The organism is Pseudomonas resinovorans NBRC 106553 (genome assembly GCF_000412695.1).
GTDB classification, from domain to species: domain Bacteria; phylum Pseudomonadota; class Gammaproteobacteria; order Pseudomonadales; family Pseudomonadaceae; genus Metapseudomonas; species Metapseudomonas resinovorans_A.
On the sequence record NC_021499.1, the window covers coordinates 4,762,550 to 4,787,011 of the forward strand.

Here is a 24,462-nt window from a genome sequence, read left to right on the forward strand (position 1 = left end):
TAGACGGGCTCTAAATGCAAACCCCGGCTCTTGGCCGGGGTCTGTAGGCTCAAGCGCGCAAGCTTATCAGAACAGCTTGCGACCCTTGCCTGCGGCGATGCGCATGCGCAGGGCGTTGAGCTTGATGAAGCCTGCAGCGTCTGCCTGGTTGTAGGCGCCGGCATCGTCCTCGAAGGTGGCGATGTTGGCGTCGAACAGGGAGTCGTCGGACTTGCGGCCGACCACTACGACGTTGCCCTTGTACAGTTTCAGGCGCACCACACCGTTCACGTTGGTCTGGGAGGCGTCGATCATCTGTTGCAGCATCAGACGCTCGGGGCTCCACCAGTAACCGGTATAGATCAGGCTGGCGTACTTGGGCATCAGCTCGTCTTTCAGGTGAGCCACTTCGCGGTCCAGGGTGATGGACTCGATGGCGCGGTGGGCCTTTAGCATGATGGTGCCGCCGGGGGTCTCGTAGCAGCCACGGGACTTCATGCCGACATAGCGGTTCTCGACGATGTCGAGGCGGCCGATGCCGTTCTCGCCGCCAATGCGGTTCAGCTCGGAGAGCACCTGGGCCGGGGTCATGTCCTTGCCGTCGATGGCGACGATGTCACCGGCGCGGTAGGTCAGCTCGATGTAGGTGGGGACGTCCGGCGCGCTTTCCGGCGACTTGGTCCACTTCCACATGTCTTCCTCGTGCTCGGTCCAGGTGTCTTCCAGCACGCCGCCCTCATAAGAGATGTGCAGCAGGTTGGCGTCCATGGAGTACGGGGACTTCTTCTTGCCGTGGCGCTCGATCGGGATACCGTGCTTCTCGGCGTAGTCCATCAGCTTCTCGCGGGACAGCAGGTCCCACTCGCGCCAGGGAGCGATCACTTTCACGCCCGGCTTCAGCGCGTAGGCGCCCAGCTCGAAGCGAACCTGGTCGTTGCCCTTGCCGGTGGCGCCATGGGAGATGGCGTCGGCGCCGGTCTCGTTGGCGATTTCGATCAGGCGCTTGGCGATCAGCGGACGGGCGATGGAGGTACCCAGCAGGTACTCGCCTTCATATACGGTGTTGGCGCGGAACATCGGGTAGACGAAGTCGCGAACGAACTCTTCGCGCAGGTCGTCGATGTAAATTTCCTTGACGCCCATGGCCTGGGCCTTCGCGCGGGCCGGCTCGACCTCCTCGCCTTGACCGAGGTCGGCGGTGAAGGTCACCACTTCGCAGTTATAGGTATCTTGCAGCCACTTGAGGATCACCGAAGTATCCAGGCCACCGGAATAAGCCAGGACAACCTTCTTTACGTCCGCCATGCCATCAACTCCACGGGGGTTGTACGAAAAGCCCGTGATTCTACTGACCCTGACGGCCAAATTACAGTGGCGCGACAGCTTATGACGACGAGGCGACAGATTCTGTCGACTGTGCGACGAACGGCAAGGTCATGATCCAGCGGGTGCAGGGGCCGGCGGCTGGGCTGCAGGTGCAGGCGCAGGCGGCGGGCCCTGGACACCGGGCCTCGGCGTCGACACGCCCGGAGAGTTGGCCGGGACGCCCGGCGTTGGCGTGGGCGCCGGTGCCTCAGCCGGGGGCGGCGTGGGTGCCGGCGCGACCTCGGGCGGCTCGACACGAGACAACTGCACCGTGGCGCGACGGTTCTTCGCCCGGTTGGCCGAGTTGTTGTTCGGTGCCAGCGGGTAACGCTCGCCATGGAAACGCATGGCCATCTGCGCTTCGGGGAAGCCGTTGGCCTTGAGGAACTCGAACACCGCCAGCGCCCGGCGGCGCGACAGGTCGCGGTTGGTCAGGCGGTTGCCGCTGTTATCGGAATGGCCGTCGATCTCGATGTGATTGACGCTGGGATCGGCCTTGATGAAATCGAGGATGATCTCCAGCTTGGCCCGCGCCATGTCGTCCAGGTCCACGCCGCCGCCGGGGAAGCCGACCTGCGCGTGGCTGATCTGATCGAAGTTCACCGGCAACAGCTTGGCGGTGCAGGCCAGGTAGTCCTGGTAGGCCTGGTTGAACCTGACAGGCAGAAGCCGCACTTCCATGGCGTCGCCGCCCTGCAGGGTACGGTGGCGCACCAGCGGGCTGCGCCCCTGCATCAGGCCCGTGAGCAGGCGCCCGGCCTGTTGCTCGGAACTGTTGAAGGGCACCTCGCCATTGCCGACGCTGACCGAACCCAGGTTGATGTCACCCCTGCCCGGCTGCCAGGGCGCCGCAGCCGCCAGCAGGGTGGCCGAGCCCGTCCCCATCCAGCGCTCGCGTGCCTTGAGACGGAAGGTGGCCTGTTCGCCGGCGCGGCGCACGAACTCGCCCGAACCGAAATCGGTGATCGGCTGGGACAGCCGACACTCGAACTTGTCGCCCTCGACCTTCCACTCCACTTTCTCCAGACGAGTCTGGAAAGTGATGGCCATGGCCGGCAGGCTGGCGAACAAGCTCAGGAAGAGGAGATAGCGCTGGCGCACGACGGGCTCCACGGGGAATTGCGGCACTCCTGCTGGATATCGGTGGCGCGCGGCAAAACTTGAACGCCGATTTGCCGGCACCCAAGCCAGGGCTCAAGCCCCGCGTGCCCCTGGAGGCCTTTTCCGGTAGCATGTTCGCCCAGTTCTGCCCGCCTGGAAGCCCCTCATGTCCGACCGATTGACCCTCCTGCGACCCGACGACTGGCACATCCATCTGCGCGATGGTGCCGTCCTGGCCCATACCGTCGCGGATGCCGCCCGTACCTTCGGCCGCGCCATCATCATGCCCAACCTGGTACCCCCGGTTCGCAACGCCGAGGAAGCCGATGCCTACCGCCAGCGCATCCTCGACGCGCGCCCGGTCGGCAGCCGCTTCGAGCCGCTGATGGTGCTCTACCTCACCGATCGCACCAGCCCGGAGGACATCCGCGCGGCCAAGGCTTCCGGCTTCGTGCACGCCGCCAAGCTCTACCCGGCCGGCGCCACCACCAACTCGGACTCCGGCGTCACCAACGTCGACAAGATCTTCCCGGCCCTGGAAGCCATGGCCGAAGTGGGCATGCTGCTGCTGGTCCACGGTGAAGTGACCCGTGGCGAGATCGACGTGTTCGACCGCGAGAAGGTGTTCATCGACGAGCACCTGACCCGCGTGGTCCAGCGCTTCCCGACCCTGAAGGTGGTGTTCGAGCACATCACCACCGGCGATGCGGTGCAGTTCGTGCAGTCGGCCTCGGCCAACGTCGGCGCCACCATCACCGCCCACCACCTGCTGTACAACCGCAACCACATGCTGGTGGGCGGCATCCGTCCGCACTTCTATTGCCTGCCGATCCTCAAGCGCAACGTGCACCAGGAAGCCCTGCTGGACGCGGCCACCAGTGGCAGCAACAAGTTCTTCCTCGGCACCGACTCGGCCCCCCACGCCAAGCACGCCAAGGAAGCCGCCTGCGGCTGCGCCGGTTGCTACACCGCCTATGCGGCCATCGAGCTCTACGCCGAAGCCTTCGAGCAGCGCAATGCGCTGGACAAGCTGGAAGCCTTCGCCAGCTTCCACGGCCCGGACTTCTACGGCCTGCCGCGCAACACCGACAGCATCACCCTGGTGCGCGAGGAATGGACCGCCCCCGCTACCCTGCCGCTGGGCGACCAGGAAGTGGTACCGCTGCGCGCCGGCGAGAAGCTGCGCTGGCGCCTGCTGGAGGAACAAGCGTGAGCGAGGACCTCTACGACGACGAACTGGACGGCAGCCTGCCTTCCGGCCCGCGCCACCCGATGGCAGCGCGTTTCCGTGGCTACCTGCCGGTAGTGGTGGATGTGGAAACCGGTGGTTTCAATTCCGCCACCGACGCCCTGCTGGAGATCGCCGCGACGACCATCGCCATGGATGAGCAAGGCTTCCTCTATCCGGACCACACCCACTTCTTCCGCATCGAGCCCTTCGAAGGCGCCAACATCGAACAGGCTGCGCTGGAGTTCACCGGGATCAAGCTGGATCACCCGCTGCGCATGGCGGTGACCGAGGAGCACGCGCTGACGGAAATCTTCCGTGGCCTGCGCAAGTCGATCAAGGCCAATGGCTGCAAGCGCGCCATCCTGGTGGGCCACAACTCCAGCTTCGACCTCGGCTTCCTCAACGCCGCGGTGAATCGCACCGGGATGAAGCGCAACCCCTTCCACCCCTTCTCCAGCTTCGACACCGCGACCCTGGCCGGCCTCGCCTATGGCCAGACCGTACTGGCCAAGGCCTGCCAGGCCGCCGGCATCGAGTTCGACGGCCGCGAGGCGCACTCGGCACGCTACGACACCGAGAAGACCGCCGAGCTGTTCTGCGGCATCGTCAATCGCTGGAAAGAGATGGGCGGCTGGATGGACGACGAGGACTGAGTCCGCGTCTTTCTCCAGACATGAAAAAGCCCGGCGATTGCCGGGCTTTTTCTTTACCGCGAGTAGCTTCAGCGCAAACCTTTTCACGATCTCGCGCGTTGCGCAGCGGATCGTGGAGAGGCTTACAGGGCGGAAGCGTTCTCGGACAGGTACTGGGCCACACCTTCCGGAGAAGCGGTCATGCCCTTGTCGCCTTTCTTCCAGTTGGCCGGGCAGACTTCGCCGTGCTCTTCGGTGAACTGCAGGGCGTCGACCAGACGCAGCAGCTCGTCCATGTTACGGCCCAGCGGCAGGTCGTTGACGATCTGCGAACGCACAACGCCGTTCTTGTCGATCAGGAAGGCGCCACGGTAGGCAACGCCGTCTTCGGATTCGACGTCATAGGCCTTGGCGATCTCGTGCTTCATGTCGGCGGCGAGGGTGTACTGGACTTGGCCGATGCCGCCCTTGTCCACCGGGGTGTTGCGCCAGGCGTTGTGGGTGAAGTGGGAGTCGATCGACACGCCGATCACTTCCACGCCACGAGCCTTGAACTCGGGAATGCGACGGTCCAGAGCGATCAGCTCGGACGGGCAGACGAAGGTGAAGTCCAGCGGGTAGAAGAACACCAGGCCGTATTTGCCCTTGATGGCTTCGGACAGGACGAAGCTGTCGACGATCTCGCCATTGCCCAGAACGGCGGCGACGTTGAAGTCCGGTGCCTGCTTGCCTACGAGTACGCTCATTCCATGTCTCCTGAAATAGTCATGAGTAGTGAGAGAGTCAGGTGTCCCAGCCTGGCCGACCTGTGTGGCGACCCTGTGACACCCGCTTCCAAAAGGACTGGCGATCATACACTTGGCGACCACCCCCGCCCACCGCTTTCGACCGACGAGTCAACGCCCGCCGAAACCCGTCCGGGAGCCCGCGAGCGCCTCTGGTCCGGGCGTTTCAGACAGATCTTTGACAATCATTCTCATTACTATTAGTATCCCCTCCATCCAACCACTCTCCGAGTCCCGAGTCGCCATGTACGTCTGTCTCTGTCTAGGTGTCACTGACGGTCAAATTCGCGAAGCCATCTATGAAGGCTGCTGCAGCTATCGCGAAGTACGCAACGCCCTGGAAGTGGGTACCCAATGTGGCAAATGCGCTTGCCTAGCCAAGCAGGTGGTCAAGGAGACCTTGACCGAGGTGCAGAGTAGCCAGGCCGCCCTCGCCTACCCCGCCGCGTACTCCATCGCCTGACCCACGGCAGGCAACAAAGGAAACCGGACCTTCGCGTCCGGTTTTTTTGTGCCCGTAATTCAGATATTTAGCTGTCAAATGTGGAAGTTAAACATTCTTATTAGTATTCAAATTTATTTACAATTCAACAACTTAGATTTGACAGTGGTAAACATGGGGATCAGAATTCATTAATCATCCACATTCCCATGGCAGGACCCCAAATGAAAGGCGACAAGAAAGTCATACAGCATCTGAACAAGATCCTCGGTAACGAACTTGTCGCGATCAACCAGTACTTCCTGCACGCCCGCATGTATGAAGATTGGGGCCTGAAGAAGCTGGGCGATCACGAGTACCACGAATCCATCGATGAGATGAAGCACGCGGACAAGCTGATCAAGCGCATCCTCTTCCTCGAGGGCCTGCCCAACCTGCAGGATCTGGGCAAGCTGATGATCGGCGAGAACACCAAGGAGATGCTGGCCAGCGACCTCAAGCTGGAACAGCAGGCCGTACCGGACCTGAAGACCGCCATCGCCTACTGCGAGAGCGTCGGCGACTACGGCAGCCGTGAGCTGCTGGAAGAGATCCTCGAATCCGAAGAAGAACACATCGACTGGCTGGAAACCCAGCTGGGCCTGATCGACAAAGTCGGCCTGGAAAACTACCTGCAATCGCAGATGGAAGAGTAATAGGTCGCCAAGTAAAAAGCCCCGCACTTGCGGGGCTTTTTCATTCCCAACTTCCACTACTTACAACCATTCCAGATAAGATCAATTTCAATAAGCAATTAGACTCCTGCCCGAAGAACTTCCGGAAATAAAAAAGCCCCGCATCAGCGGGGCTCTTTCATTCAAATGCGGATCAGGCGCTGGCCTTGCTCACGGCATCCTTTACCAGGGTCTGCAACTCACCCTTCTCGAACAGTTCGGTCATGATGTCGCTGCCGCCGACCAGTTCACCACCGACCCACAGCTGCGGGAAGGTCGGCCAGTTGGCGTACTTCGGCAGGTTGGCGCGGATTTCCGGGTTCTGCAGGATGTCGACGTAGGCGAACTTCTCGCCGCAAGCCATCAGGACTTGCGCGGCGCGGGCCGAGAAGCCGCACTGCGGAGCGTTCGGCGAGCCTTTCATGTACAGCAGGACAGTGTTGTTGGCGATCTGCTCTTTGATGGTTTCGATGATATCCATTGGGCACCTCGGCTGAACTTTCCGACTGTCGCGTCGGCAGGATGGCGGCATTGTATCGGAAAGCCGAGCGATGCGCTCGGGCTTCCCTTGCCTTCAAGCGGCTACCACTTCCACAGGAACGCCATTGAGCGCGGCGTTGCCGGACAGCGCGTCCAACTGGCGCTCGTCGGTGAGGTCGTTGGCGCTGGCTCCCGGCTGCTCGCTGGCGATCCCCATGCGCACACCGGGCCGCGCGTGGCCCCAGCCATGGGGCAGGCTTACCACGCCGGGCATCATGTCGTCACTGGCGCCCACCTCCACTTCGATCATCCCCACCCGCGAGCGCACCCTGACCCGCTGGCCATCCACCAGCCCCCGAGCTTCGAGGTCCCGAGGGTGCATCAGCAACTGGTGGCGCGGCTTGCCCTTCACCAGGCGATGGTAGTTGTGCATCCAGGAGTTGTTGCTGCGCACATGGCGCCGGCCGATCAGCATCAGCTCGCCCTCCCCCGGCACGGGCTGCGCCGCGAAGCGCTCCAGGTCGCCAAGGAGCAGCGCCGGGGCGGCTTCCACCTTGCCGCTGGCAGTCTTAAGGCGCCCGCCCAGGTTGGCTTTCAGGGCGCCCAGGTCCAGGCCGTGGGGATGCTCGCGCAGGCGCGCCACCGAGAGCTTGTGCGTGGAGCGGTCGCCATAGGGCCCCGCGCGCAGGCCAAGGTCGATCATCTGGTCCGGCGCCAGGGTGGGCTTCAGCTCGATGCCGGTCTTCGCCGCGAAGGCCTTCGCCAGGCCGACAAAGATTTCCCAGTCGTGCAACGCCCCCTCGGGCCTGGCCAGCACCGCCTCGTTGAAGCGCGTGACGTTGCGCACGGCGAAGAGGTTGAAGGTGGTGTCGTAGTGATCATGTTCCAGCGGTGCGGTGGGCGGCAGGATCAGGTCGGCGTAGCGCGTCGTCTCGTTGATGTAGAGGTCGACGCTGACCATGAACTCCAGTCCGTCCAGCGCCCGCTCCAGCTGGCGCCCATTGGGCGTGGACAGCACCGGGTTGCCGGCCACCGTCACCAGCGCCCGTACCTGTCCTTCGCCGGAAGTCAGCATTTCTTCGGCCAGGGCCGCCACCGGCAGCTCACCGCCGTACTCCGGCAGGCCGGACACCCGGCTCTGCCAGCGATTGAAATGGCCGCCGGAGGTCGCGGCTACCAGGTCCACCGCAGGTTCGGTACAGAGCACGCCGCCCACCCGGTCGACGTTGCCGGTGACCAGGTTGATCAGCTGGATCAGCCATTGGCAGAGGCTGCCGAACGCCTGGGTGGAGACCCCCATGCGGCCATAGCAGACCGCGCTGTCGGCGGCGGCGAAGTCTCGCGCCAACTGGCGGATGTCCTCAGCCGGGATACCGCAACGCGGGGCCATCGCTTCTGCCGTGAATGGCGCGATGGCCTCGCGCACCCGCGCCAGACCTTCGATCTCGAGGTGGCTGGTACGTCCCAGGCCTTCTTCGAACAGCGTATTGAGCAGGCCGAACAGCAACGCGGCGTCCTGCCCCGGGCGCACGAACAGGTGCTGGTCCGCCATGGCGGCGGTTTCGCTGCGTCGCGGGTCCACCACCACCAGCTTGCCGCCACGGGCCTGCAGTGCCTTCAGGCGTTTTTCCACGTCGGGCACGGTCATGATGCTGCCGTTGGACGCCAGCGGGTTGCCGCCGAGGATCAGCATGAAGCCGGTGTGGTCGATGTCCGGGATGGGGATCAGCAGGCCATGGCCGTACATCTGCTGGCTGATCAGGTGGTGGGGCAACTGGTCCACGGAGGTCGCGGAGAAACGGCTGCGGGTCTTGAGCAGTCCGAGGAAGTAGTTGCTGTGGGTCATCAGCCCGTAGTTGTGCACGCTCGGGTTGCCCTGGTACACGGCAACCGCGTTGTTGCCATGACGCGCCTGGATATCGGCCAGCCGTTCGGCGACCAGGGCGAAGGCCTCGTCCCAGCCAATGGGCAACCACTCGTTGCCGGCACGACGCAGGGGTTGGCGGACTCGGTCGGGGTCGTTCTGGATATCCTGCAGGGCCACCGCCTTGGGGCAGATATGGCCACGGCTGAAGCTGTCCTGGGCATCACCCTTGATGGACAGAATCCGGCGGCTACCGTCCGCCTGGTCTTCGGTTTCGATGCTCAGGCCGCAGATGGCTTCGCAGAGATGGCATGCACGGTGATGGAGGGTCTTGGTCATGGCCTGGCCTCTTTCTTGTTCGAGACGACCGGTCAGGTCGCGAATACAAGACTATGGAGCCAGATCGGCCGGCCGACCAGCAGCCTCAGCGCCATGAATCGGCAGGCATCAAGCCTGCCGATTCGCCGTCCGGGTCAGCGGATGGACTGGATGGTGCCCTTGTTGCCGGTCACCTTGGCGCTCACTTTCTTGAAGACCACGTAGTCCTGGACGCTGAGCTCATAGCGCGGAGCGACGATCAGGTCGGCGCCTGAGGCTTTCACGGCCTTGTAGGCCGCAGCGGACTTGACTGCGGAGATCGGGTCCGGACCAAAGGGCAGGCCGCCGCCACCAGCACCACCGTAGGCAACGCCATCGGCGTACTGGGAATCGCCACCGAACTGCAGGAAGTTGAACAGGATGTTCACTTCGGACTGCCCGCTGATCTGCTCGCCGACAGCCACATCAGCCTTGAGGTCAGTCTTGACGTCACCGGTCAGCGATGCGGCCGGCTGGCTGATGTTATGGCTGCTGCAACCGGTCAGGACGGCCAAAGCGGCTGCCAGTGCGGCGGGCATGAGGAACTTGTTCATCGGAATCTCCATGATTCTTTAGGTTTTTTCTGAGTGGTTCCGCCTATTTCCTTGCGCGGATACCGCCCCCTGAAACCCGTGGATTTCGGGGAGGCGCAAAGCTATCAACCGGCGTAGCGGGATAGCAGTTCACGCATTCCGAAAAGAACCTCAGACAATTCCCCCAAATCGTACACCCCGGTCCTCAGACAACCGGTTGTGCCATGCAGACGCGATTACGCCCACCGCTCTTAGCCAGATACAGCGCGGCATCGGCCAGCTCCAGCAACCGCTCGGGCTGTTCGGTGTCCTCGGGCACCATGCTGTGCACGCCGACACTCACGGTGACGACCCCTGCCGGGTTGCCGGAATGGACCAGGCCCTGCTCCTGGACCGCCTGGCGAATGCGCTCGGCCACCAGGCGCGCGCCAGCCGGGTCGGTATGCGGCAGCAGCACGACGAACTCCTCGCCGCCGTAGCGGGCCACCGTGTCGCCGGCGCGTACCTTGAAGCGGCGCAGCACGTCGCTCACCGCCTTCAGGCAAACGTCCCCGGCCTGGTGGCCGTAACGGTCGTTGAAGGATTTGAAGTGGTCGACGTCGATCATCACCAACGCCAAGGGTGTTCCCACGGTAGCGGCGCGATGAAATTCGGTGCGCAGGGCATGATCGAACTGCCGGCGATTGGAAATGCCGGTCAGGCTGTCGCGGTGGGCCAGGTGCTGCAGCTCGCGGTTCTCCAGGGCGATGCTCTGGGCGGCGACAATGCGCTTGCGCAGCCTCGCCACCAGGCTGCCGCCCACCAGGATCAGCGCCAGCACCAGCACCGCCACCAGGCAGGCCACCACTACCGCCTTGCGCCCCCACTCGGCGAGCACTTCCTGGCGGGACAGGGACACCGACACCACCAGCGGGAAATGGTCCAGGGCGCGGTAGGCATAGACCCGGTCCACGCCGTCGAGCACCGAGATACTGGCGCCCAGCCCTACCGGCGAGCGCTTGAGGTCGGACTGGAACATATGGCTGCCGAGAATGCTGTCGCCCGTGTCGCCCCCCTTCTCCGGGCGGCGATAGATGATGGTGCCGTCGTTCATGGCGATCAGCACCGAGCCTTGTTGGCCAATGTCGAAGAGCTTGTAGAACTGGCGGAAGTGATCGACTCGGATGGTCGCCAGCACCACGCCGGCGAAATGCCCGTCCCGATCATCGAAGCGACGGGACACCGGCAGTACCCACTCGCCGGTGGAGCGGCTGCGGATCGGGTTGCTCACCTCGGTGTCACGGCTCACCGAATGGAGGTGATGTTGAAAGTAGGCGCGATCGAAGTTGTTGGCGTCGGCCGTTGGCGGTGGATTGGTGTAATGCAGCCAGCGGCCCTGGGCGTCGTAGACGAACGCTCCGGCCAGTTGCGGCGTGCGCTGCTTGTAGGTCGTCAACAGCTGGTTGAAGGCCTCGGGACTGTTCTCGCCGCGTTCCAGCAGGTCCACCATGCCGCTCAGGACGATGTCCGCTTCCTTGATGGACTCCTGGGCATGCTGGGCGATGGAATAGGCCAGGTTGGCGTTGGCCTTGTCGGCTTCGCGCAGGTAGAGCTGCTTGGAATCGAGCACCTGCAGCAGGTTGACCAGGATCGCCCCCAGGCCGGCTGCCAGCAACAGCGCATAGGCGAGCCACAGGGAGCGTCCCGTTCCCAGGTACCCCTGTCCAGGTTCAGGACCTGTTCCAGCCATCCGCCACACTCCTCACTACCCGTGCCTGGCACACCTTAGACAAGGCCTGGAACCGAAACAATCTGGAATGAAGTGCAATTGCCAGCGGCTTTCGGACCGCTGTACAACGTCCCGCCACTCGGGATCACCTGGCTAGAGCGGCGCACCCGCTACGATCCGCCGCCGCCAAAAGGATGTCAGGTAACTCGACTCCAGCTCGCACCGATGTGAATGGCGGATGCCGGAAAACCAGCAAATCGGCGCTGAAATCGCTACAGTGAAATCAGCGAAACCGCTCTAGGCCGCGCCATCCGTGGCCCTTGTTGGCATCATGCGACATTTCCTTATAAGATCGCGCCTTCCCCCTAAATTGTCGCCACGTGCGGCTTCAACCGCCCGTCCCGCCTGCATTGTTCCCGCAATATCCGGCCAGGACACGCGGCCAGTGGCAAAAGAAGAAAGGTAGTAACCATGAGCGCTAGGCATTTTCTCTCCCTGATGGACTGTACTCCCCAGGAGCTGAACAGCCTGATCCGTCGAGGCACCGAGCTGAAGGATCTGCGCAACCGAGGCGTGCGTTACGAGCCCCTGAGAAGCCGCGTACTGGGCATGATCTTCGAGAAGGCCTCCACCCGTACCCGCCTCTCCTTCGAGGCCGGCATGATCCAGCTCGGCGGCCAGGCGATCTTCCTTTCGCCGCGCGATACCCAGCTGGGTCGCGGCGAGCCCATCAGCGACTGCGCCATCGTCATGTCGCGCATGCTCGATGCGGTGATGATCCGCACCTTCGCCCACAGCACGCTCGTCGAGTTCGCCGCCCATTCGCGGGTGCCGGTGATCAATGGCCTGTCCGATGACCTGCACCCTTGCCAGCTGCTGGCCGACATGCAGACCTTCCTCGAGCATCGCGGCAGCATCCAGGGCAAGACCGTTGCCTGGATCGGCGACGGCAACAACATGTGCAACACCTACATCGAGGCGGCCATCCAGTTCGATTTCCAGCTGCGCGTCGCCTGCCCCGAGGGCTATGAGCCCAACGCCGATTTCCTCGCCCAGGCCGGCGACCGCGTCAAGGTCGTGCGCGACCCGCGCGAAGCCGTGGCCGGCGCCCACCTGGTCAGCACCGACGTATGGACCTCCATGGGCCAGGAAGAGGAAGCCCTCCAGCGCCTGGCGCTGTTCGCTCCCTACCAGGTGAACAAGGCGCTTCTCGACCTGGCCGCCGACGACGTGATATTCATGCACTGCCTGCCGGCCCACCGTGGCGAAGAAATCAGCGTCGACCTGCTCGACGATCCGCGTTCGGTAGCCTGGGATCAGGCGGAAAACCGTCTTCACGCCCAGAAGGCCCTGCTCGAACTACTGGTCGAACACGCCCATCACGCATGAATCGCGAAACACTGCTCAGCCTGCGCAACCTCAGCTGTGGTTACCACGACCAGCAGGTTGTGCGGGGCCTGAACCTTCATCTCAACGCCGGTGACATCGGCTGCCTGCTCGGCCCCTCGGGCTGCGGCAAGACCACCACCCTGCGCGCCATCGCCGGTTTCGAGCCGGTGCTGGAAGGCGAGATCCAACTGGCCGACGAGATCATCTCCCGTGCCGGCTTCACCCTTGCGCCGGAAAAACGCCGGATCGGCATGGTGTTCCAGGACTACGCGCTGTTTCCGCACCTGACCGTGGCCGACAACGTCGCCTTCGGCATCCGCAAGGAAGCCGACTGTGCGCAACGGGTTGGCGAGCTGCTGGAGCTGGTGAAGCTGGACCACCTGGCCAGGCGGTATCCCCACGAACTCTCCGGCGGCCAGCAGCAACGGGTCTCGCTGGCCCGCGCCCTGGCGCCGGAACCACGCCTGCTGCTGCTCGACGAGCCCTTCTCCAACCTCGACGGCGAACTGCGCCGCCGCCTCAGCCAGGAAGTTCGCGAGATCCTCAAGGCACGCGGCACCAGCGCCATCCTGGTGACCCACGACCAGGAGGAGGCCTTCGCCGTCAGCGACCATGTCGGCGTCTTCCGTCACGGCCTGCTGGAGCAGTGGGACACCCCGTACAACCTCTACCACGAACCCATGACGCCCTTCGTCGCCAGCTTCGTCGGCCAGGGATACTTCATCCGTGGTCAACTGGCCTCCGCCGATTCGGTGTCCACCGAACTGGGTGTCCTGCGCGGCAACCGTGCCTACACCTGGCCGCAAGGTGCCGCGGTGGACGTACTGCTGCGCCCGGATGACATCGTCCACGCACCGGACAGCGAGCTGCGTGCCACGGTGATCGGCAAGACCTTCCTTGGCGCCGCCACGCTCTACCGCCTGCTGCTGCCCACCGGCAGCCAGCTGGAATCCATCTTCCCCAGCCACGCGGACCACCAACCCGGCCAGGAAGTCGGTATCCGCGTCGCCGCCGAGCACCTGGTGGTGTTCCCCGCCCAGGGCAGCGTCGCCGCCCAGTTCACGCCCCAGGAGTCCGGGGTACGGCGCATCAGCGGCGCACTCTGAAATGAAAAAGGGGCCGCAAACGCGGCCCCTTTTTCGTCCTCTACTACAGCGTGCCCGGAATCGTAGCCCGGAAGAAATCCAGGCTACGAACTGTGTACAGGTAGTCGTTACACCCACAGCCGACCACTGGCCACCAGTACCGAATGCCCGGCAATGCTCACCCGGTCGCCATCCAGGCGGCACCAGAGTTCGCCGCTACGCTCGGAACACTGCTCGGCACGCAGCACGCGCTTGCCCAGGCGGTTGGCCCAGTAGGGGATCAACGCGCAATGGGCGGCACCGGTCACCGGGTCTTCGTCGAGGCCGATCTTGGGTGCGAAGAAGCGCGAAACGAAATCATGCTTCATGCCCGCTGCGGTGACGATCACGCCCGACCAGGGCAGCTTGGCCAGCGCCTTGAAATCCGGCGTGCATTCGCGCACCGCCTGTTCCGACTCCAGGACCACCAGCAGGAAGTTCGCGCCCAGGGCATCCACCGGCGCCACGCCCAGGGCGTGCTCCAGTTCCAGGGTCACCCCGACCTCCTGGGGCACCTGGGCCGGAAAGTCCAGGGCCAGGCGGCCCTCCTCTTCCCGGGTCACCCGCAGCTCACCGGACTTGCTGGTGAAGGTCAGGCGATCGCCCGGCTCCTGGTAGAGCTCGAACAGCACATGGGCGCTGGCCAGGGTCGCATGGCCGCACAGCGGCACTTCGGCCCTGGGGGTGAACCAGCGGATGTGCCAGCTGCTGCCTTCCTTCACCAGGAAGGCGGTTTCCGAAAGATTGTGCTCGGCGGCGATGCGTTGCATGAGCTGGTCGTCGAGCCAGGAATCGAGCCGATAGACCACCGCGGGATTGCCGCCGAAGGGGCGTTGGCTGAAAGCGTCGACCTGATGGAAATCCAGCTGCATGAAAAGCTCCTTGAGGTGGGGTCGAAAAGTTACCAGCATGCCGATCACCGAGGCCCCACGCGCCGTACAGTGGCCAGCTTTTTTTGCGCCGCAGCGCGCTCAGTCTAGCGGAGAGAGGCCGTAGCGCTGCAGCAATTGGTTCAACCGCCCGCTCTCGCGCATGCGTTTCAGCCCGGCCTCGAAGAGCGCCGCGTGCTGCACACTGGTCGCCAGGGCCGGGGAAAACGCCAGGTAGATGGGCACATCCGGCGACCGGCATCCGGCCTGCACCAGCTTGTCCCGCTGGCCGCTGCCGGCCAGGTGGGCATCCATGACCCAGGCGTTCTCTATGGTGGCGTCGATGCGGCCGAGCAGCACCTTCTCCACGTTCATCTCCAGGGCCTGGTCGCCGGACACCACCTGCACCCGCGCCGGATCATTGCGCTTGATGCGGATATAGGCGTCGATCTCCTGGCCATAGCTGTAGCCGTTGATGCTGCCCAGGCGGACCCGGGCCAGGGAATCCAGGTTCCGGTAACGCCACTTGGCATCGGGGGAGACGTAGAAGCACATGCGCGACACCCCCGGCGCGGTGGGGGTGAAGACGAAATCGGGAGCGTCCTGGACGCCGGCGCCGATCAACGCATCCACGCGACCGTTGCGGGTGTCGTGGATGGCCCGGGCCCAGTTCACCAGGCGGTAGTCGACGCTGATGCCGGCGTCGCCGAAGATCTCCCGCGCCAGCTCGACGAACAGGCCCGGCCGCTCGGAGCCCGGCTCGCAATTGATGGGGCACCAGATATCCCCGGCGATGACCAGGGTCTCGGCGCGCGCCGACGGAAAGAACAGAGGTGCGACCAGCAAGGCCAAGACCTGCCAGCGACGCTTCAGCGACCCTACCCCTGCTCCCATCCCACCTCCTGGCCTGACCAGCGCATCCTTACGCGCCGCTGCGCACCCGCTGCACGGCATCCAACCAGCCGTCGTAGAGTTTCCTACGATGGCCATCAGCCATGCGCGGGGCGAATCGTTGCTGACGATGCCAGTGGCTGGCCACTTCGTCCAGATCGCGATACAGCCCGGCTTGCAAACCTGCGAGATAGGCCACACCCAGGGCAGTGGTCTCGGTCACTTCCGGACGCTCCACCGGTACCCCGAGAATGTCGGCGAGAAACTGCATCAGCCAGTTGTTCTCCACCATCCCTCCATCCACCCGCAGCGCGCTGGGCGCTTCGGCGCCATCCTGGGACATGGCTTCGAGCAGGTCGCGGGTCTGGTAGCAGACCGACTGGAGCCCGGCGGTGACGATCTCCTTGATGCCGGTATCGCGGGTCAGACCGAAGATCGCGCCACGGGCGCGCGGGTCCCAGTAGGGTGCGCCCAGGCCGGTGAAGGCCGGCACCAGGTAGACACCGGAAGCGTCGCCGGTCTGTTCGGCCAGGGCCTCGGTGTCGCGGGCATGGCTGATCAGCTTGATGCCATCACGCAGCCATTGCACCGCGGCGCCGGCGACGAAGATGCTGCCCTCCACCGCGTAGGTCACCTTGCCATTCAGGCGATAGCCCACCGTGGTCAGCAGGCGATTGCGCGACGCCACCGGCCGCTCGCCGGTGTTCTGGATCATGAAGCAGCCGGTGCCATAGGTGCTTTTCACCATGCCCGGCTGGAAGCAGGCCTGGCCGATCAGCGCGGCCTGCTGGTCGCCGGCCATGCCGCGTACCGGAATGCTGGCGCCGAGCAGCACGGCATCCGTGTCACCGAACTCGGCCGCGCAATCGAGCACCTCCGGCAGCAGGCTGGCAGGAATCTCGAACAAGCGCAGCAGCTCGTCGTCCCACTGCTGGCTGTGGATGTTGAACAGCAGGGTCCGCGAGGCGTTGGTGGCATCGGTGCGGTGCACCTTGCCGCCGGTCAGGCGCCACAGCAGGAAGCAGTCCACCGTGCCGAAGCGCAGCTCGCCGCGCTCGGCGCGCTCACGGGCACCGGGCACGTTTTCCAGCACCCAGCGCAGCTTGGTGGCGGAGAAATAGGGATCGATCAGCAGGCCGGTGCGGCTGGCCACATCGGTCTCGTGGCCGGCCGCCTTGAGCGTGGCGCAGTAGTCGGCGGTGCGGCGGTCCTGCCAGACGATGGCGGGATGGATCGGGGTGCCGGTCAGCGCGTCCCACACCAGGGTGGTCTCGCGCTGGTTGGTGATGCCGATGGCGGCGATCTGCGCGGCGTCCAGGCCACTCTGCTCGATGGCTTCACGGCAGACCTTGAGGGTGGTCAGCCAGATCTCCTCGCCGTCGTGCTCCACCCAGCCATCCTTGGGGAAGTACTGCTTGAATTCCTGCTGAGCACGCGCCACCGGCAAGCCCTGGGCGCTGAAGACGATGGCGCGGCTGCTGGTGGTGCCCTGGTCGATGGCGAGCAGATAGTGGGCCATGGCGATGTTTCCTGATTCTTGTTATGGACGGTCAGGGACGGCCGATATCGGCGAACTGACCTTGGGTGTGAACGGCGAGGGTGTCCGCGCTCAGTTCCACTTCAAGTCCGCGCCGTCCGGCGCTGACGTGGATGCTGGCGAAATTCCGCGCGCTGTTGTCGATAAAGGTCCGCAGCCGCTTCTTCTGCCCCAGCGGGCTGATGCCGCCCACCAGGTAACCGGTGGCGCGCTGGGCCTGGTTGGGATCGGCCATGTCGGCCTTCTTCGCACCGGCGGCATGGGCCAGGGCCTTGAGGTCCAGGCTGCCCACCACCGGTACCACTGCCACCAGCAACTCGCCCTTTTCGGTGGCCGCGAGCAATGTCTTGAACACCCGGGCGGGGTCCAGGTTGAGTTTTTCGGCGGCTTCCAGGCCGTAGGACGGTGCCTTTGGGTCGTGGGTATAGCTGTGCACCTTGTGCTCAGCCTTGGCCTTCTTCAGCAGATCGATGGCGGGGGTCATGTTCGATTGTGAAAATCCTGCGACAGATTTGGCGTACCTTAGCGGAAAAGCCACGATTGGGCATAATGCCGCGCAGCACAAGGAGCCAGCATGAACCTGGGGCCACGACAACAAGACATCCTCGACCTCGCCCGCGAGCGCGGCTACGTCAGCATCGATGAGCTGGCACAGGCCTTTGCGGTCACCCCGCAGACCATCCGCCGCGACATCAACCAACTGGCCGAACACGGCCTGTTGCGCCGTACCCATGGCGGCGCGGCCAGCGAGGCCTCGAGCACCCAGAACACCGCCTACGCCATGCGCGCCGGGCAGAACCGCGACGAGAAGCAGCGCATCGCCGATGCCGTGGCCGAACACATCCCCGACCACGCGTCGCTGTTCATCAACATCGGTACCACCACCGAAGCCATCGCCCGCGCACTCATGGGCCACAAGGGCCTGAAGGTGATCACCAACAACCTGCACGTGGCCGCGCAACTCGCCGACAAGCAGGATTTCGAAGTGCTGGTGGCCGGCGGCACCGTGCGCAGCGACGGCGGCATCGTCGGCCAGGCGGCGGTGGATTTCATCCAGCAGTTCAAGGTGGACTACGCCCTGGTCGGCATCAGCGGCATCGACGAAGACGGCAGCCTGCTGGACTTCGACTACCAGGAAGTGCGCGTGTCCCAGGCCATCATCGAGAACGCCCGGCAGGTGTTCCTCGCCGCCGACTCCAGCAAGTTCGGGCGCAACGCCGTGGTGCGCCTGGGCTCCATCGCCCTGGTGGATCGACTGTTCACCGACCACCAGCCCTCCCCCGCACTGGCCCGCCTGCTGGCCGAGCACAAGGTGCAACTGGAAGCGGTCTGAGCCCCCCCGACCTCGATGAATTTTTCATGACCACCCGGCGCGAGAGCGCATGCCGGGCTGGTCATTTGCTGTTCGCTCGTCTAGGCTATTTTCGGAAGTGAACATTAAAAGTTCAATTTCGACTTCGGTGCCTGCCATGAACCACAACCATTCCCCCATCGCCGAAGTCTATGACCTCGCCGTCGTCGGCGGCGGCATCAATGGCGTCGGCATCGCCGCCGACGCGGCCGGTCGGGGCCTGTCGGTGTTTCTCTGCGAGAAGGACGACCTGGCCCAGCACACCTCCTCGGCCAGCAGCAAGCTGATCCACGGCGGCCTGCGCTACCTGGAGCACCGCGAATTCCGCCTGGTGCGCGAGGCCCTGGCCGAGCGCGAAGTCCTGTTGGCCAAGGCGCCGCACATCGTCAAACCACTGCGTTTCATCCTCCCGCACCGGCCGCACCTGCGCCCGGCCTGGATGATCCGCGCCGGCCTGTTCCTCTACGACCACCTCGGCAAGCGCAAACGCCTGCCCGCCTCACGCAGCCTGCGCTTCGGCGCCGGCAGCCCGTTGCAGGCGGAAATCACCCGGGGCTTCGAGTACTCCGACTGCTGGGTGGACGACGCCCGCCTGGTGGTGCTCAACGCCATGGCCGCCCGCGAACGCGGCGCCCACATCCATACCCGCACCCGCTGCGTCAGCGCCCGGCGCAGCAAGGGGCTCTGGCACATCCACCTGGAACGCGCCGACGGCAGCCTGCTGTCGATCCGCGCCCGCGCCCTGGTCAACGCCGCCGGCCCCTGGGTGGCGCGTTTCATCAAGCAGGACCTCAAGCAACAGGCGCCCTACGGCATCCGCCTGATCCAGGGCAGCCACATCATCGTGCCGCGCCTGCACGACGGCGAGCAGGCCTACATCCTGCAGAACGAGGACCGCCGCATCGTCTTCGCCATCCCCTACCTGGAACGCTTCAGCCTGATCGGCACCACCGACCGCGAATACCATGGCGACCCGGCCGCGGTGGCGATCACGCCGGAAGAAACCCGCTACTTGCTGGACGTGGTCAACCGCCACTTCAAGCGTCAATTGAGCGAACAGGACATCCTCCACAGCTACGCGGGCGTGCGCCCGTTGTGCGACGACGAATCGGCCGACCCGTCAGCGGTGACCCGCGACTACACCCTGTCGCTCTCCGCCCACCCCGGTGCTGCGCCGCTGCTCTCGGTGTTCGGCGGCAAGCTCACCACCTACCGCAAGCTGGCCGAAGCCGCCATGGCGCAGCTCACCCCCTGGTTCCCCTTCGCCAAAGGACCCTGGACCGCTACTGCGCCACTGCCTGGCGGCGAACAGATGGATACCCGCAGCGCCCTGGTGGAAGCCCTCTGCTCCAGCTTCGGCTGGCTACCCACCGCCATCGCCCGGCGCTGGGCCAACCTCTACGGCAGCCGCAGCTGGCACCTGCTGCGCGGCGTGCGGGAACTGGCCGACCTCGGCGAACACCTGGGCGCCGGCCTCTACACGCGGGAAGTGGACTACCTGTGCCAGGAAGAATGGGCGGTGAGCGCCGAAGACATCCTCTGGCGCCGCACCAAGCTAGGCCTATTCATGAGCGCCGGCCAGCAGGCGCGCCTCGTCCAGTACCTCAAGCAGGAACACCCGCGTCGGCCTAGGGCGAATGCGGCGTAGAGTCTGACCTGCAGCCTGGTTGTCCTGTAGGGGCGAATTCATTCGCCAAGGGATGCGTAGCGTCCCCGGTCAGATCTGAAGTCCGAACCTGCGGTCCGGTTAGCGAATAGATTCGCCCCACAGATAGAAGCACCCCGGAGCAACACAATCACAGCTGCGCCACATGCCCCTCGGCCCGGTGGGCCCGCAGGTGCGGCAGCACCGCCGACAGCAGCGGTTCCTTGAAGGCCTCCTGGAAGCGATGGGCGAGGCCGGGGATCAGTTTCAGTTCCGAACCCTTGATATGGGCCGCCACGTGCACGCCATGCATGACCGGCAGCAACGGATCGGCGGTGCCGTGAATCACCAGGGTCGGTACCTGCAGGCGATTCAACAGGTCGACGCGGCTGGGCTCGGCGAGTATCGCCAGGATCTGGCGCTGCACGCCTTCCGGGTTGAACGAGCGGTCGTAGGAGCGCGCCGCCTGCTCCAGCAACTGTCCACGGTCATCGCTGACCTGGGGGCTGCCCAGGGCGGCCAGCAGGTCGGCCTGCTGGGTGATGGCCACGTCACGGTTCGGCGCCTCGCGCCGGGCCAGCAGTTCCAGCAATGCCGGGCTCGGCGCCGGCAGGCCCTGGGCGCCGGAGCTGGTCATCACCAGGGTCAGGCTGAGCACCCGCTCGGGTGCGAGATCCGCCAGGTGCTGGGCGATCATCCCGCCCATGCTGGCGCCCAGCACGTGGGCGCGCTGGATACCCAGGGCATCCAGCAGGTGCAGGGAGTCCATGGCCATGTCGCGCAGGCCGTAGGGCGCAGACACCGGCAGACCGAGGCGATAGCGCACCACTTCGAAAGGCAGGTTCACCGAGGGTTCGGCGCCGGTCCAGGCGGAAAGGCCGACATCCCGGTTGTCGAACCGGATCACGCGAAAACCGCTCTGGCACAGACTCTGCACCACTTCGTCCGGCCAGTGGATGAGCTGTCCACCCAGGCCCATGATCAACAGCAGCGCCGGGTCCCGCTCGCCGCCGATGCTCTGGTAGGCCAGGCGCACCGGGCCCAGGTCGACGGTCTCCGTCGGCACGGCCACATCGCAACGCGCATTGGCAAAAGCAAAGGAAGGCAGGCCGCAAATGAGCACGGCCAGCAGGATCAGCACACGCATGATGGAAATCCAGAACGCAAAACCCCAGTTGAGCGCGATTCTGATGAATTCCTTGCGTTCGCACTGCCACAGAACGGTGACAGTTTGATGACCAGCGCTGAACGGTCGTTACCGTAACCGAAGAAGCGGCCCGCACGGCCGCCTCTTCGGTGGCGGCTCAGGCGCCTACCTGGCGCCGGGGAGCATTGCTGCGCTGGGCGTTTTCCCAGTTGGCGGCCAGGCCCACCGGCAGGTCCTCGGGTTCCAGCGTCCGGCGACCGCGCACCAGGTCCGACGCTCGTTCGGCGAGCATGATGGTCGGTGCGTTGAGGTTGCCGTTGGGCTCGGTGGGGAACACCGACGAGTCGATCACCCGCAGTCCCTTGATGCCCCGAACCCGCAGTTCCGAATCCACCACCGCCAGGTCGTCCTCGCCCATGCGGCAGGAGCCGCAGGGGTGCATGGTGCTTTCCATGTTGGCGCGCACGAAGGCGTCGATCTCCTCGTCGGTCTGCACCTGCGGGCCGGGCGCCAGCTCCGCGCCACGGTAACGGTCCATGGCCGGCTGGCCGATGATCTCGCGGGTCAGGCGCACGCAGCGGCGGAAGCCTTCGCGGTCCTCTTCGCTCTCCAGGTAGTTGAAACGGATTTCCGGATGCACGTAGGGGTCGGCCGACAGCGCGCGGACATGGCCACGGCTCTTCGGCTTGTTGGGCCCCGTCAGCACCATGAAACCATGGCCCTTGAACGGCTTGTCGCCGTCGTAGCGCATCGCCGCCGGCAGGAAGTGGAACTGGATGTCCGGCCAGCGCAGCCCCTGCTCGGAACGGATGAAGCCGCCGGCCTCGAAGTGGTTGCTGGCGCCCAGGCCGTCCTTGAACAGCAGCCAGCGCAGGCCGATCAGGGCCTTGCCCAAGAGGCTCATCTTGCCGTTGAGGGTAATGGGCTCCTTGCACTCGTACTGGATGTAGATCTCCGAGTGGTCCTGGAGGTTTTCCCCCACGCCCGGCAGGTGATGGCGCACCTCTATGCCGGCCTTCTCCAGCACCTCGCGCGGGCCGATTCCGGAGCGCTGCAGCAGGTGCGGCGAGCCGATGGGGCCGGAGGACACCAGCACCTCGCGATTGCAGTACACGGTGTGGGTGGTGCCGCCCTGGTCGTACTCCACCCCCACCGCCTGCTTGCCGTCGAGGAGGATGCGCCGGGTCATGGCGTGGGTAACCACCGTCAGGTTGGGCCGCTCCATGGCCGGACGCAGGTAGGCGTTGGCGGTGGACCAGCGCACGCCGTCCTTCACCGTCATGTGCATGGCGCCAAAGCCTTCCTGCATGTAGCCGTTGCAGTCGTCGGTCTTGATGTAGCCGGCCTCCGCGCCGGCCTCCACCCAGGCGCCATACAGAGGGTTCTGCATGTTGTTGCCGTTGTTGGTGGCCAGGGGCCCGCTGGCACCGCGGTAGTCGTCGCCGCCGAACTTGTAGTGCTCCGCGCGCTTGAAGTACGGCAGGCAGTTGCGATAGCCCCAGTTCTTCGCCCCCAGGCTTTCCCACTCGTCGAAGTCGTAGGCGTGGCCACGGATGTAGACCAGGCCGTTGATCGACGACGAGCCACCCAGCACCTTGCCGCGCGGGCAGTGCAGGCGGCGGTTGTCGAGGTGCGGTTCGGCCGCCGTCTCGTAGCGCCAGTTGTACTTCTTGGTGTTCATCGGGATGGAGAAGGCGCTGGGCATCTGGATCAGCACGCTGCGGTCGCTGCCGCCGAATTCCAGGACCAGCACCGAGGTGCCGGCGTCCTCGGTCAGGCGGTTGGCCAGGACGCAGCCGGCCGAGCCCGCACCGATGATGATGTAGTCGTAGCGCTTATTCATTGCTGTAGCCCTTTGCGGTGAGGCCCAGGGCCTCTGTCTTGCGATCGTTGCCCTTCGGGTAGGCACCCCAGGCCAGGTGGGCGGCCAGTACGCGGGTCAGCGCGTAGTGCACCACCCCGGCCAGCAGGCAGGACGGCAGGGAAGCGGTGGCGAAGGTGAAGAAGGTGGTGTTGGCCAGGGTCTGCGGGTTGAACACCACGATGTAGATGACGAAGCCCGCCACCAGTGCCACCAGGGCCGCCGGGTTGAACCCGCGCCAGAAGTGGAATGGCGACTGCTCACCCTCGGTGTAGAGGTGGCGCAGGTTCAGGCGCTGGCGGCGGAGGAAGAAGTAGTCGGCGATGCCGATGCCCGCCAGGGCGCTGTTCAGGGCCGAGGTCCAGACCAGGAAGATGAAGAAGCCGTCATAGATACCCGGGGCGAACAGCACGATCAGCGCGGGGGCCAGGCAGAACAGCACCACCAGCCATTCCCAGCTCATGTCCCGCAGCTTCTGCCCCACCACCTGGCGCAGGCCGACGATGGAGGTGTAGAGGATATTCACCATGCTGGTGACGTTGGCGAAGGCCACGAAGCCCAGGGCGATGACGCCGAAGGTCAGGCCGCCGATGCGGGTCATCCACACCGTCGGGTCGCTGTCGCCCAGCGCGGCGGCGGCCAGCAGGCCCACCACTTCGCCCAGGGCGGCGGCACCGAAGATGCCGATGATGTTCGGCCAGTACGAGGTGCGCTGGTTCTTCGACAGGCGCGCCAGGTTGCCAACATAGGGCCACCAGGAGAAACCGGCGGCCATGTTCACCTCGACGGCGATCATGAAGTTGACCCGGTTATCGTCGAACGGCGCGTCCAGCGCGGGCATGGCCATCAGCTCGGAGAAGGCGTGCTCGCTGAGGATCATGTAGAACATCACCCCCATGATCACCACCAGGGCCGGCGCCACGATCATGTTGAACACCTTGATCGAGGTGGGCCCCTTGGCCACCACGAAGCCGGTCAGGACGATGGCGAAGAAGCCCGACGCCAATACCAGCCAGCCGTTGGCGTCGGTCTTGTGCTCCGACACCAGGCCGGAAAGGCCGTCGATGGAGCGGCCGAACATCAGCCCCAGCACCGCCAGCCAGCCCATGGTCAGGAACACCACCGCCAGCACGTACACCAGCCGGCTGCCATTGCCGCCGAACATGCTGCGCAGGAAGGTGAACTGCTCGGTGCCGTACTTGCCGCAGGGCACGCAGGTGGCGAAGGTGGTCAGTAGTACCCCGAGGATATTGCCGATGACGATGGCGGCGATGCCCTGCTTGGGCCCGACGAACAGGGCCGTGGCGCCGCCGATGAGGAAGGCCCAGGTGGCGATGGCCAGGGCCGAGTTGGCGTAGGTGAATTCCCAGAAGCCCCACATGCGTTCGTTGGGCAGCAGCGGCGTGTCGCCGCGCTCGGCTTCCAGGCCGTGATTGACGGGTTCCTGATGGGCCATGG

22 protein-coding genes are annotated in these 24,462 nt (G+C 64.8%); 8 read left to right on the plus strand and 14 right to left on the minus strand.

Features of this window, described 5'->3' with window-relative positions; genetic code table 11:
- Positions 1 to 66 precede the first annotated feature (66 nt).
- Both PCA10_RS21450 and PCA10_RS21455 read right to left on the minus strand, forming a co-directional pair.
- A complete protein-coding gene (locus PCA10_RS21450) occupies positions 67 to 1,284 on the minus strand; it encodes an argininosuccinate synthase (RefSeq protein ID WP_016494182.1) in 1,218 nt (405 codons plus the stop codon).
- Positions 1,285 to 1,413: 129 nt separating this feature from the next.
- Positions 1,414 to 2,445 carry a flagellar protein MotY gene (locus PCA10_RS21455; protein WP_041770907.1) on the minus strand — a complete coding sequence of 344 codons (1,032 nt, stop codon included), beginning with the start codon at positions 2,443 to 2,445 and terminating at the stop codon, positions 1,414 to 1,416.
- 166 nt (positions 2,446 to 2,611) lie between these two features.
- Here PCA10_RS21455 and pyrC point away from each other — a divergent pair, with 166 nt between their 5' ends.
- Positions 2,612 to 3,658: a dihydroorotase gene (gene pyrC, locus PCA10_RS21460; RefSeq protein ID WP_016494184.1), complete on the plus strand. Its 1,047-nt coding sequence runs from the start codon at positions 2,612 to 2,614 to the stop codon at positions 3,656 to 3,658.
- Complete coding sequence (gene rnt, locus PCA10_RS21465; RefSeq protein ID WP_016494185.1) at positions 3,655 to 4,329, plus strand: ribonuclease T; 675 nt, start codon at positions 3,655 to 3,657, stop codon at positions 4,327 to 4,329. The genes pyrC and rnt overlap by 4 nt, the downstream gene beginning before the upstream one ends.
- 122 nt (positions 4,330 to 4,451) lie before the next feature.
- On the opposite strand, the gene PCA10_RS21470 is transcribed toward rnt, so the two are convergent.
- Entirely contained in the window at positions 4,452 to 5,054 is a 603-nt protein-coding gene (locus PCA10_RS21470; protein WP_016494186.1) for a peroxiredoxin, read from the minus strand.
- Positions 5,055 to 5,337: 283 nt separating this feature from the next.
- On the opposite strand from PCA10_RS21470, the gene PCA10_RS21475 reads away from it, so the two are divergent.
- Entirely contained in the window at positions 5,338 to 5,556 is a 219-nt protein-coding gene (locus tag PCA10_RS21475) for a bacterioferritin-associated ferredoxin (RefSeq protein ID WP_016494187.1), read from the plus strand.
- Between the two features lie 203 nt (positions 5,557 to 5,759).
- Positions 5,760 to 6,230 (plus strand): bacterioferritin, encoded by a 471-nt coding sequence (bfr, locus tag PCA10_RS21480; protein WP_016494188.1) that lies wholly within the window; start codon positions 5,760 to 5,762, stop codon positions 6,228 to 6,230.
- A 172-nt stretch (positions 6,231 to 6,402) separates the two neighbouring features.
- On the opposite strand, the gene grxD is transcribed toward bfr, so the two are convergent.
- The 4 genes from grxD to PCA10_RS21500 form a co-directional block, all read right to left on the minus strand.
- The gene (grxD, locus tag PCA10_RS21485; RefSeq protein ID WP_016494189.1) at positions 6,403 to 6,729 is read right to left on the minus strand and encodes a Grx4 family monothiol glutaredoxin; all 327 of its coding nucleotides are present in this window, start codon (positions 6,727 to 6,729) and stop codon (positions 6,403 to 6,405) included.
- Positions 6,730 to 6,822: 93 nt separating this feature from the next.
- A complete protein-coding gene (locus PCA10_RS21490) occupies positions 6,823 to 8,931 on the minus strand; it encodes a molybdopterin oxidoreductase family protein (protein ID WP_016494190.1) in 2,109 nt (702 codons plus the stop codon).
- Positions 8,932 to 9,065: 134 nt separating this feature from the next.
- A complete protein-coding gene (locus tag PCA10_RS21495; protein WP_016494191.1) occupies positions 9,066 to 9,503 on the minus strand; it encodes a hypothetical protein in 438 nt (145 codons plus the stop codon).
- Between the two features lie 184 nt (positions 9,504 to 9,687).
- Positions 9,688 to 11,211 carry a sensor domain-containing diguanylate cyclase gene (locus PCA10_RS21500; RefSeq protein WP_016494192.1) on the minus strand — a complete coding sequence of 508 codons (1,524 nt, stop codon included), beginning with the start codon at positions 11,209 to 11,211 and terminating at the stop codon, positions 9,688 to 9,690.
- Positions 11,212 to 11,661: 450 nt separating this feature from the next.
- On the opposite strand from PCA10_RS21500, the gene argF reads away from it, so the two are divergent.
- Both argF and PCA10_RS21510 read left to right on the plus strand, forming a co-directional pair.
- The gene (argF, locus tag PCA10_RS21505; protein ID WP_016494193.1) at positions 11,662 to 12,579 is read left to right on the plus strand and encodes an ornithine carbamoyltransferase; all 918 of its coding nucleotides are present in this window, start codon (positions 11,662 to 11,664) and stop codon (positions 12,577 to 12,579) included.
- The gene (locus PCA10_RS21510) at positions 12,576 to 13,685 is read left to right on the plus strand and encodes an ABC transporter ATP-binding protein (RefSeq protein ID WP_016494194.1); all 1,110 of its coding nucleotides are present in this window, start codon (positions 12,576 to 12,578) and stop codon (positions 13,683 to 13,685) included. The genes argF and PCA10_RS21510 overlap by 4 nt, the downstream gene beginning before the upstream one ends.
- Before the next feature lie 107 nt (positions 13,686 to 13,792).
- On the opposite strand, the gene PCA10_RS21515 is transcribed toward PCA10_RS21510, so the two are convergent.
- The 4 genes from PCA10_RS21515 to ybaK form a co-directional block, all read right to left on the minus strand.
- Positions 13,793 to 14,575: a PhzF family phenazine biosynthesis protein gene (locus tag PCA10_RS21515; RefSeq protein ID WP_016494195.1), complete on the minus strand. Its 783-nt coding sequence runs from the start codon at positions 14,573 to 14,575 to the stop codon at positions 13,793 to 13,795.
- A gap of 99 nt (positions 14,576 to 14,674) precedes the next feature.
- Positions 14,675 to 15,418 (minus strand): substrate-binding periplasmic protein, encoded by a 744-nt coding sequence (locus PCA10_RS21520; protein WP_231866602.1) that lies wholly within the window; start codon positions 15,416 to 15,418, stop codon positions 14,675 to 14,677.
- Between the two features lie 76 nt (positions 15,419 to 15,494).
- Positions 15,495 to 16,982 carry a glycerol kinase GlpK gene (glpK, locus tag PCA10_RS21525; RefSeq protein ID WP_016494197.1) on the minus strand — a complete coding sequence of 496 codons (1,488 nt, stop codon included), beginning with the start codon at positions 16,980 to 16,982 and terminating at the stop codon, positions 15,495 to 15,497.
- A gap of 31 nt (positions 16,983 to 17,013) precedes the next feature.
- Positions 17,014 to 17,484, minus strand: a complete 471-nt coding sequence (ybaK, locus tag PCA10_RS21530) for a Cys-tRNA(Pro) deacylase (RefSeq protein ID WP_016494198.1) — start codon at positions 17,482 to 17,484, stop codon at positions 17,014 to 17,016.
- Positions 17,485 to 17,574: 90 nt separating this feature from the next.
- Between ybaK and PCA10_RS21535 the strand changes: the two genes are divergently transcribed.
- Positions 17,575 to 18,333: a DeoR/GlpR family DNA-binding transcription regulator gene (locus PCA10_RS21535; RefSeq protein ID WP_016494199.1), complete on the plus strand. Its 759-nt coding sequence runs from the start codon at positions 17,575 to 17,577 to the stop codon at positions 18,331 to 18,333.
- A gap of 136 nt (positions 18,334 to 18,469) precedes the next feature.
- Positions 18,470 to 19,999 carry a glycerol-3-phosphate dehydrogenase gene (gene glpD / locus PCA10_RS21540; protein ID WP_016494200.1) on the plus strand — a complete coding sequence of 510 codons (1,530 nt, stop codon included), beginning with the start codon at positions 18,470 to 18,472 and terminating at the stop codon, positions 19,997 to 19,999.
- Positions 20,000 to 20,147: 148 nt separating this feature from the next.
- Here glpD and PCA10_RS21545 read toward each other — a convergent pair whose 3' ends face one another.
- The 3 genes from PCA10_RS21545 to PCA10_RS21555 form a co-directional block, all read right to left on the minus strand.
- On the minus strand, positions 20,148 to 21,143 hold the full coding sequence (locus PCA10_RS21545) for an alpha/beta fold hydrolase (protein ID WP_016494201.1): 996 nt from the start codon (positions 21,141 to 21,143) through the stop codon (positions 20,148 to 20,150).
- A gap of 157 nt (positions 21,144 to 21,300) precedes the next feature.
- Positions 21,301 to 22,986: a choline dehydrogenase gene (gene betA / locus PCA10_RS21550; protein WP_016494202.1), complete on the minus strand. Its 1,686-nt coding sequence runs from the start codon at positions 22,984 to 22,986 to the stop codon at positions 21,301 to 21,303.
- The gene (locus tag PCA10_RS21555; protein ID WP_016494203.1) at positions 22,979 to 24,460 is read right to left on the minus strand and encodes a purine-cytosine permease family protein; all 1,482 of its coding nucleotides are present in this window, start codon (positions 24,458 to 24,460) and stop codon (positions 22,979 to 22,981) included. The genes betA and PCA10_RS21555 overlap by 8 nt, the downstream gene beginning before the upstream one ends.
- Between the last annotated feature and the right edge of the window lie 2 nt (positions 24,461 to 24,462).

Excerpts from the sequence above, each read along its gene's own strand:
- glpK (WP_016494197.1), bottom strand. The coding sequence starts at position 16,982 with ATGGCCCACTATCTGCTCGCCATCGACCAGGGCACCACCAGCAGCCGC.
- PCA10_RS21475 (WP_016494187.1), top strand. The coding sequence starts at position 5,338 with ATGTACGTCTGTCTCTGTCTAGGTGTCACTGACGGTCAAATTCGCGAA.
- PCA10_RS21495 (WP_016494191.1), bottom strand. The coding sequence starts at position 9,503 with ATGAACAAGTTCCTCATGCCCGCCGCACTGGCAGCCGCTTTGGCCGTC.
- PCA10_RS21470 (WP_016494186.1), bottom strand. The coding sequence starts at position 5,054 with ATGAGCGTACTCGTAGGCAAGCAGGCACCGGACTTCAACGTCGCCGCC.
- bfr (WP_016494188.1), top strand. The coding sequence starts at position 5,760 with ATGAAAGGCGACAAGAAAGTCATACAGCATCTGAACAAGATCCTCGGT.
- PCA10_RS21545 (WP_016494201.1), bottom strand. The coding sequence starts at position 21,143 with ATGCGTGTGCTGATCCTGCTGGCCGTGCTCATTTGCGGCCTGCCTTCC.
- PCA10_RS21535 (WP_016494199.1), top strand. The coding sequence starts at position 17,575 with ATGAACCTGGGGCCACGACAACAAGACATCCTCGACCTCGCCCGCGAG.
- PCA10_RS21515 (WP_016494195.1), bottom strand. The coding sequence starts at position 14,575 with ATGCAGCTGGATTTCCATCAGGTCGACGCTTTCAGCCAACGCCCCTTC.
- PCA10_RS21500 (WP_016494192.1), bottom strand. The coding sequence starts at position 11,211 with ATGGCTGGAACAGGTCCTGAACCTGGACAGGGGTACCTGGGAACGGGA.
- PCA10_RS21490 (WP_016494190.1), bottom strand. The coding sequence starts at position 8,931 with ATGACCAAGACCCTCCATCACCGTGCATGCCATCTCTGCGAAGCCATC.
- argF (WP_016494193.1), top strand. The coding sequence starts at position 11,662 with ATGAGCGCTAGGCATTTTCTCTCCCTGATGGACTGTACTCCCCAGGAG.
- pyrC (WP_016494184.1), top strand. The coding sequence starts at position 2,612 with ATGTCCGACCGATTGACCCTCCTGCGACCCGACGACTGGCACATCCAT.
- betA (WP_016494202.1), bottom strand. The coding sequence starts at position 22,986 with ATGAATAAGCGCTACGACTACATCATCATCGGTGCGGGCTCGGCCGGC.
- ybaK (WP_016494198.1), bottom strand. The coding sequence starts at position 17,484 with ATGACCCCCGCCATCGATCTGCTGAAGAAGGCCAAGGCTGAGCACAAG.
- PCA10_RS21555 (WP_016494203.1), bottom strand. The coding sequence starts at position 24,460 with ATGGCCCATCAGGAACCCGTCAATCACGGCCTGGAAGCCGAGCGCGGC.
- grxD (WP_016494189.1), bottom strand. The coding sequence starts at position 6,729 with ATGGATATCATCGAAACCATCAAAGAGCAGATCGCCAACAACACTGTC.
- glpD (WP_016494200.1), top strand. The coding sequence starts at position 18,470 with ATGAACCACAACCATTCCCCCATCGCCGAAGTCTATGACCTCGCCGTC.
- PCA10_RS21510 (WP_016494194.1), top strand. The coding sequence starts at position 12,576 with ATGAATCGCGAAACACTGCTCAGCCTGCGCAACCTCAGCTGTGGTTAC.
- PCA10_RS21450 (WP_016494182.1), bottom strand. The coding sequence starts at position 1,284 with ATGGCGGACGTAAAGAAGGTTGTCCTGGCTTATTCCGGTGGCCTGGAT.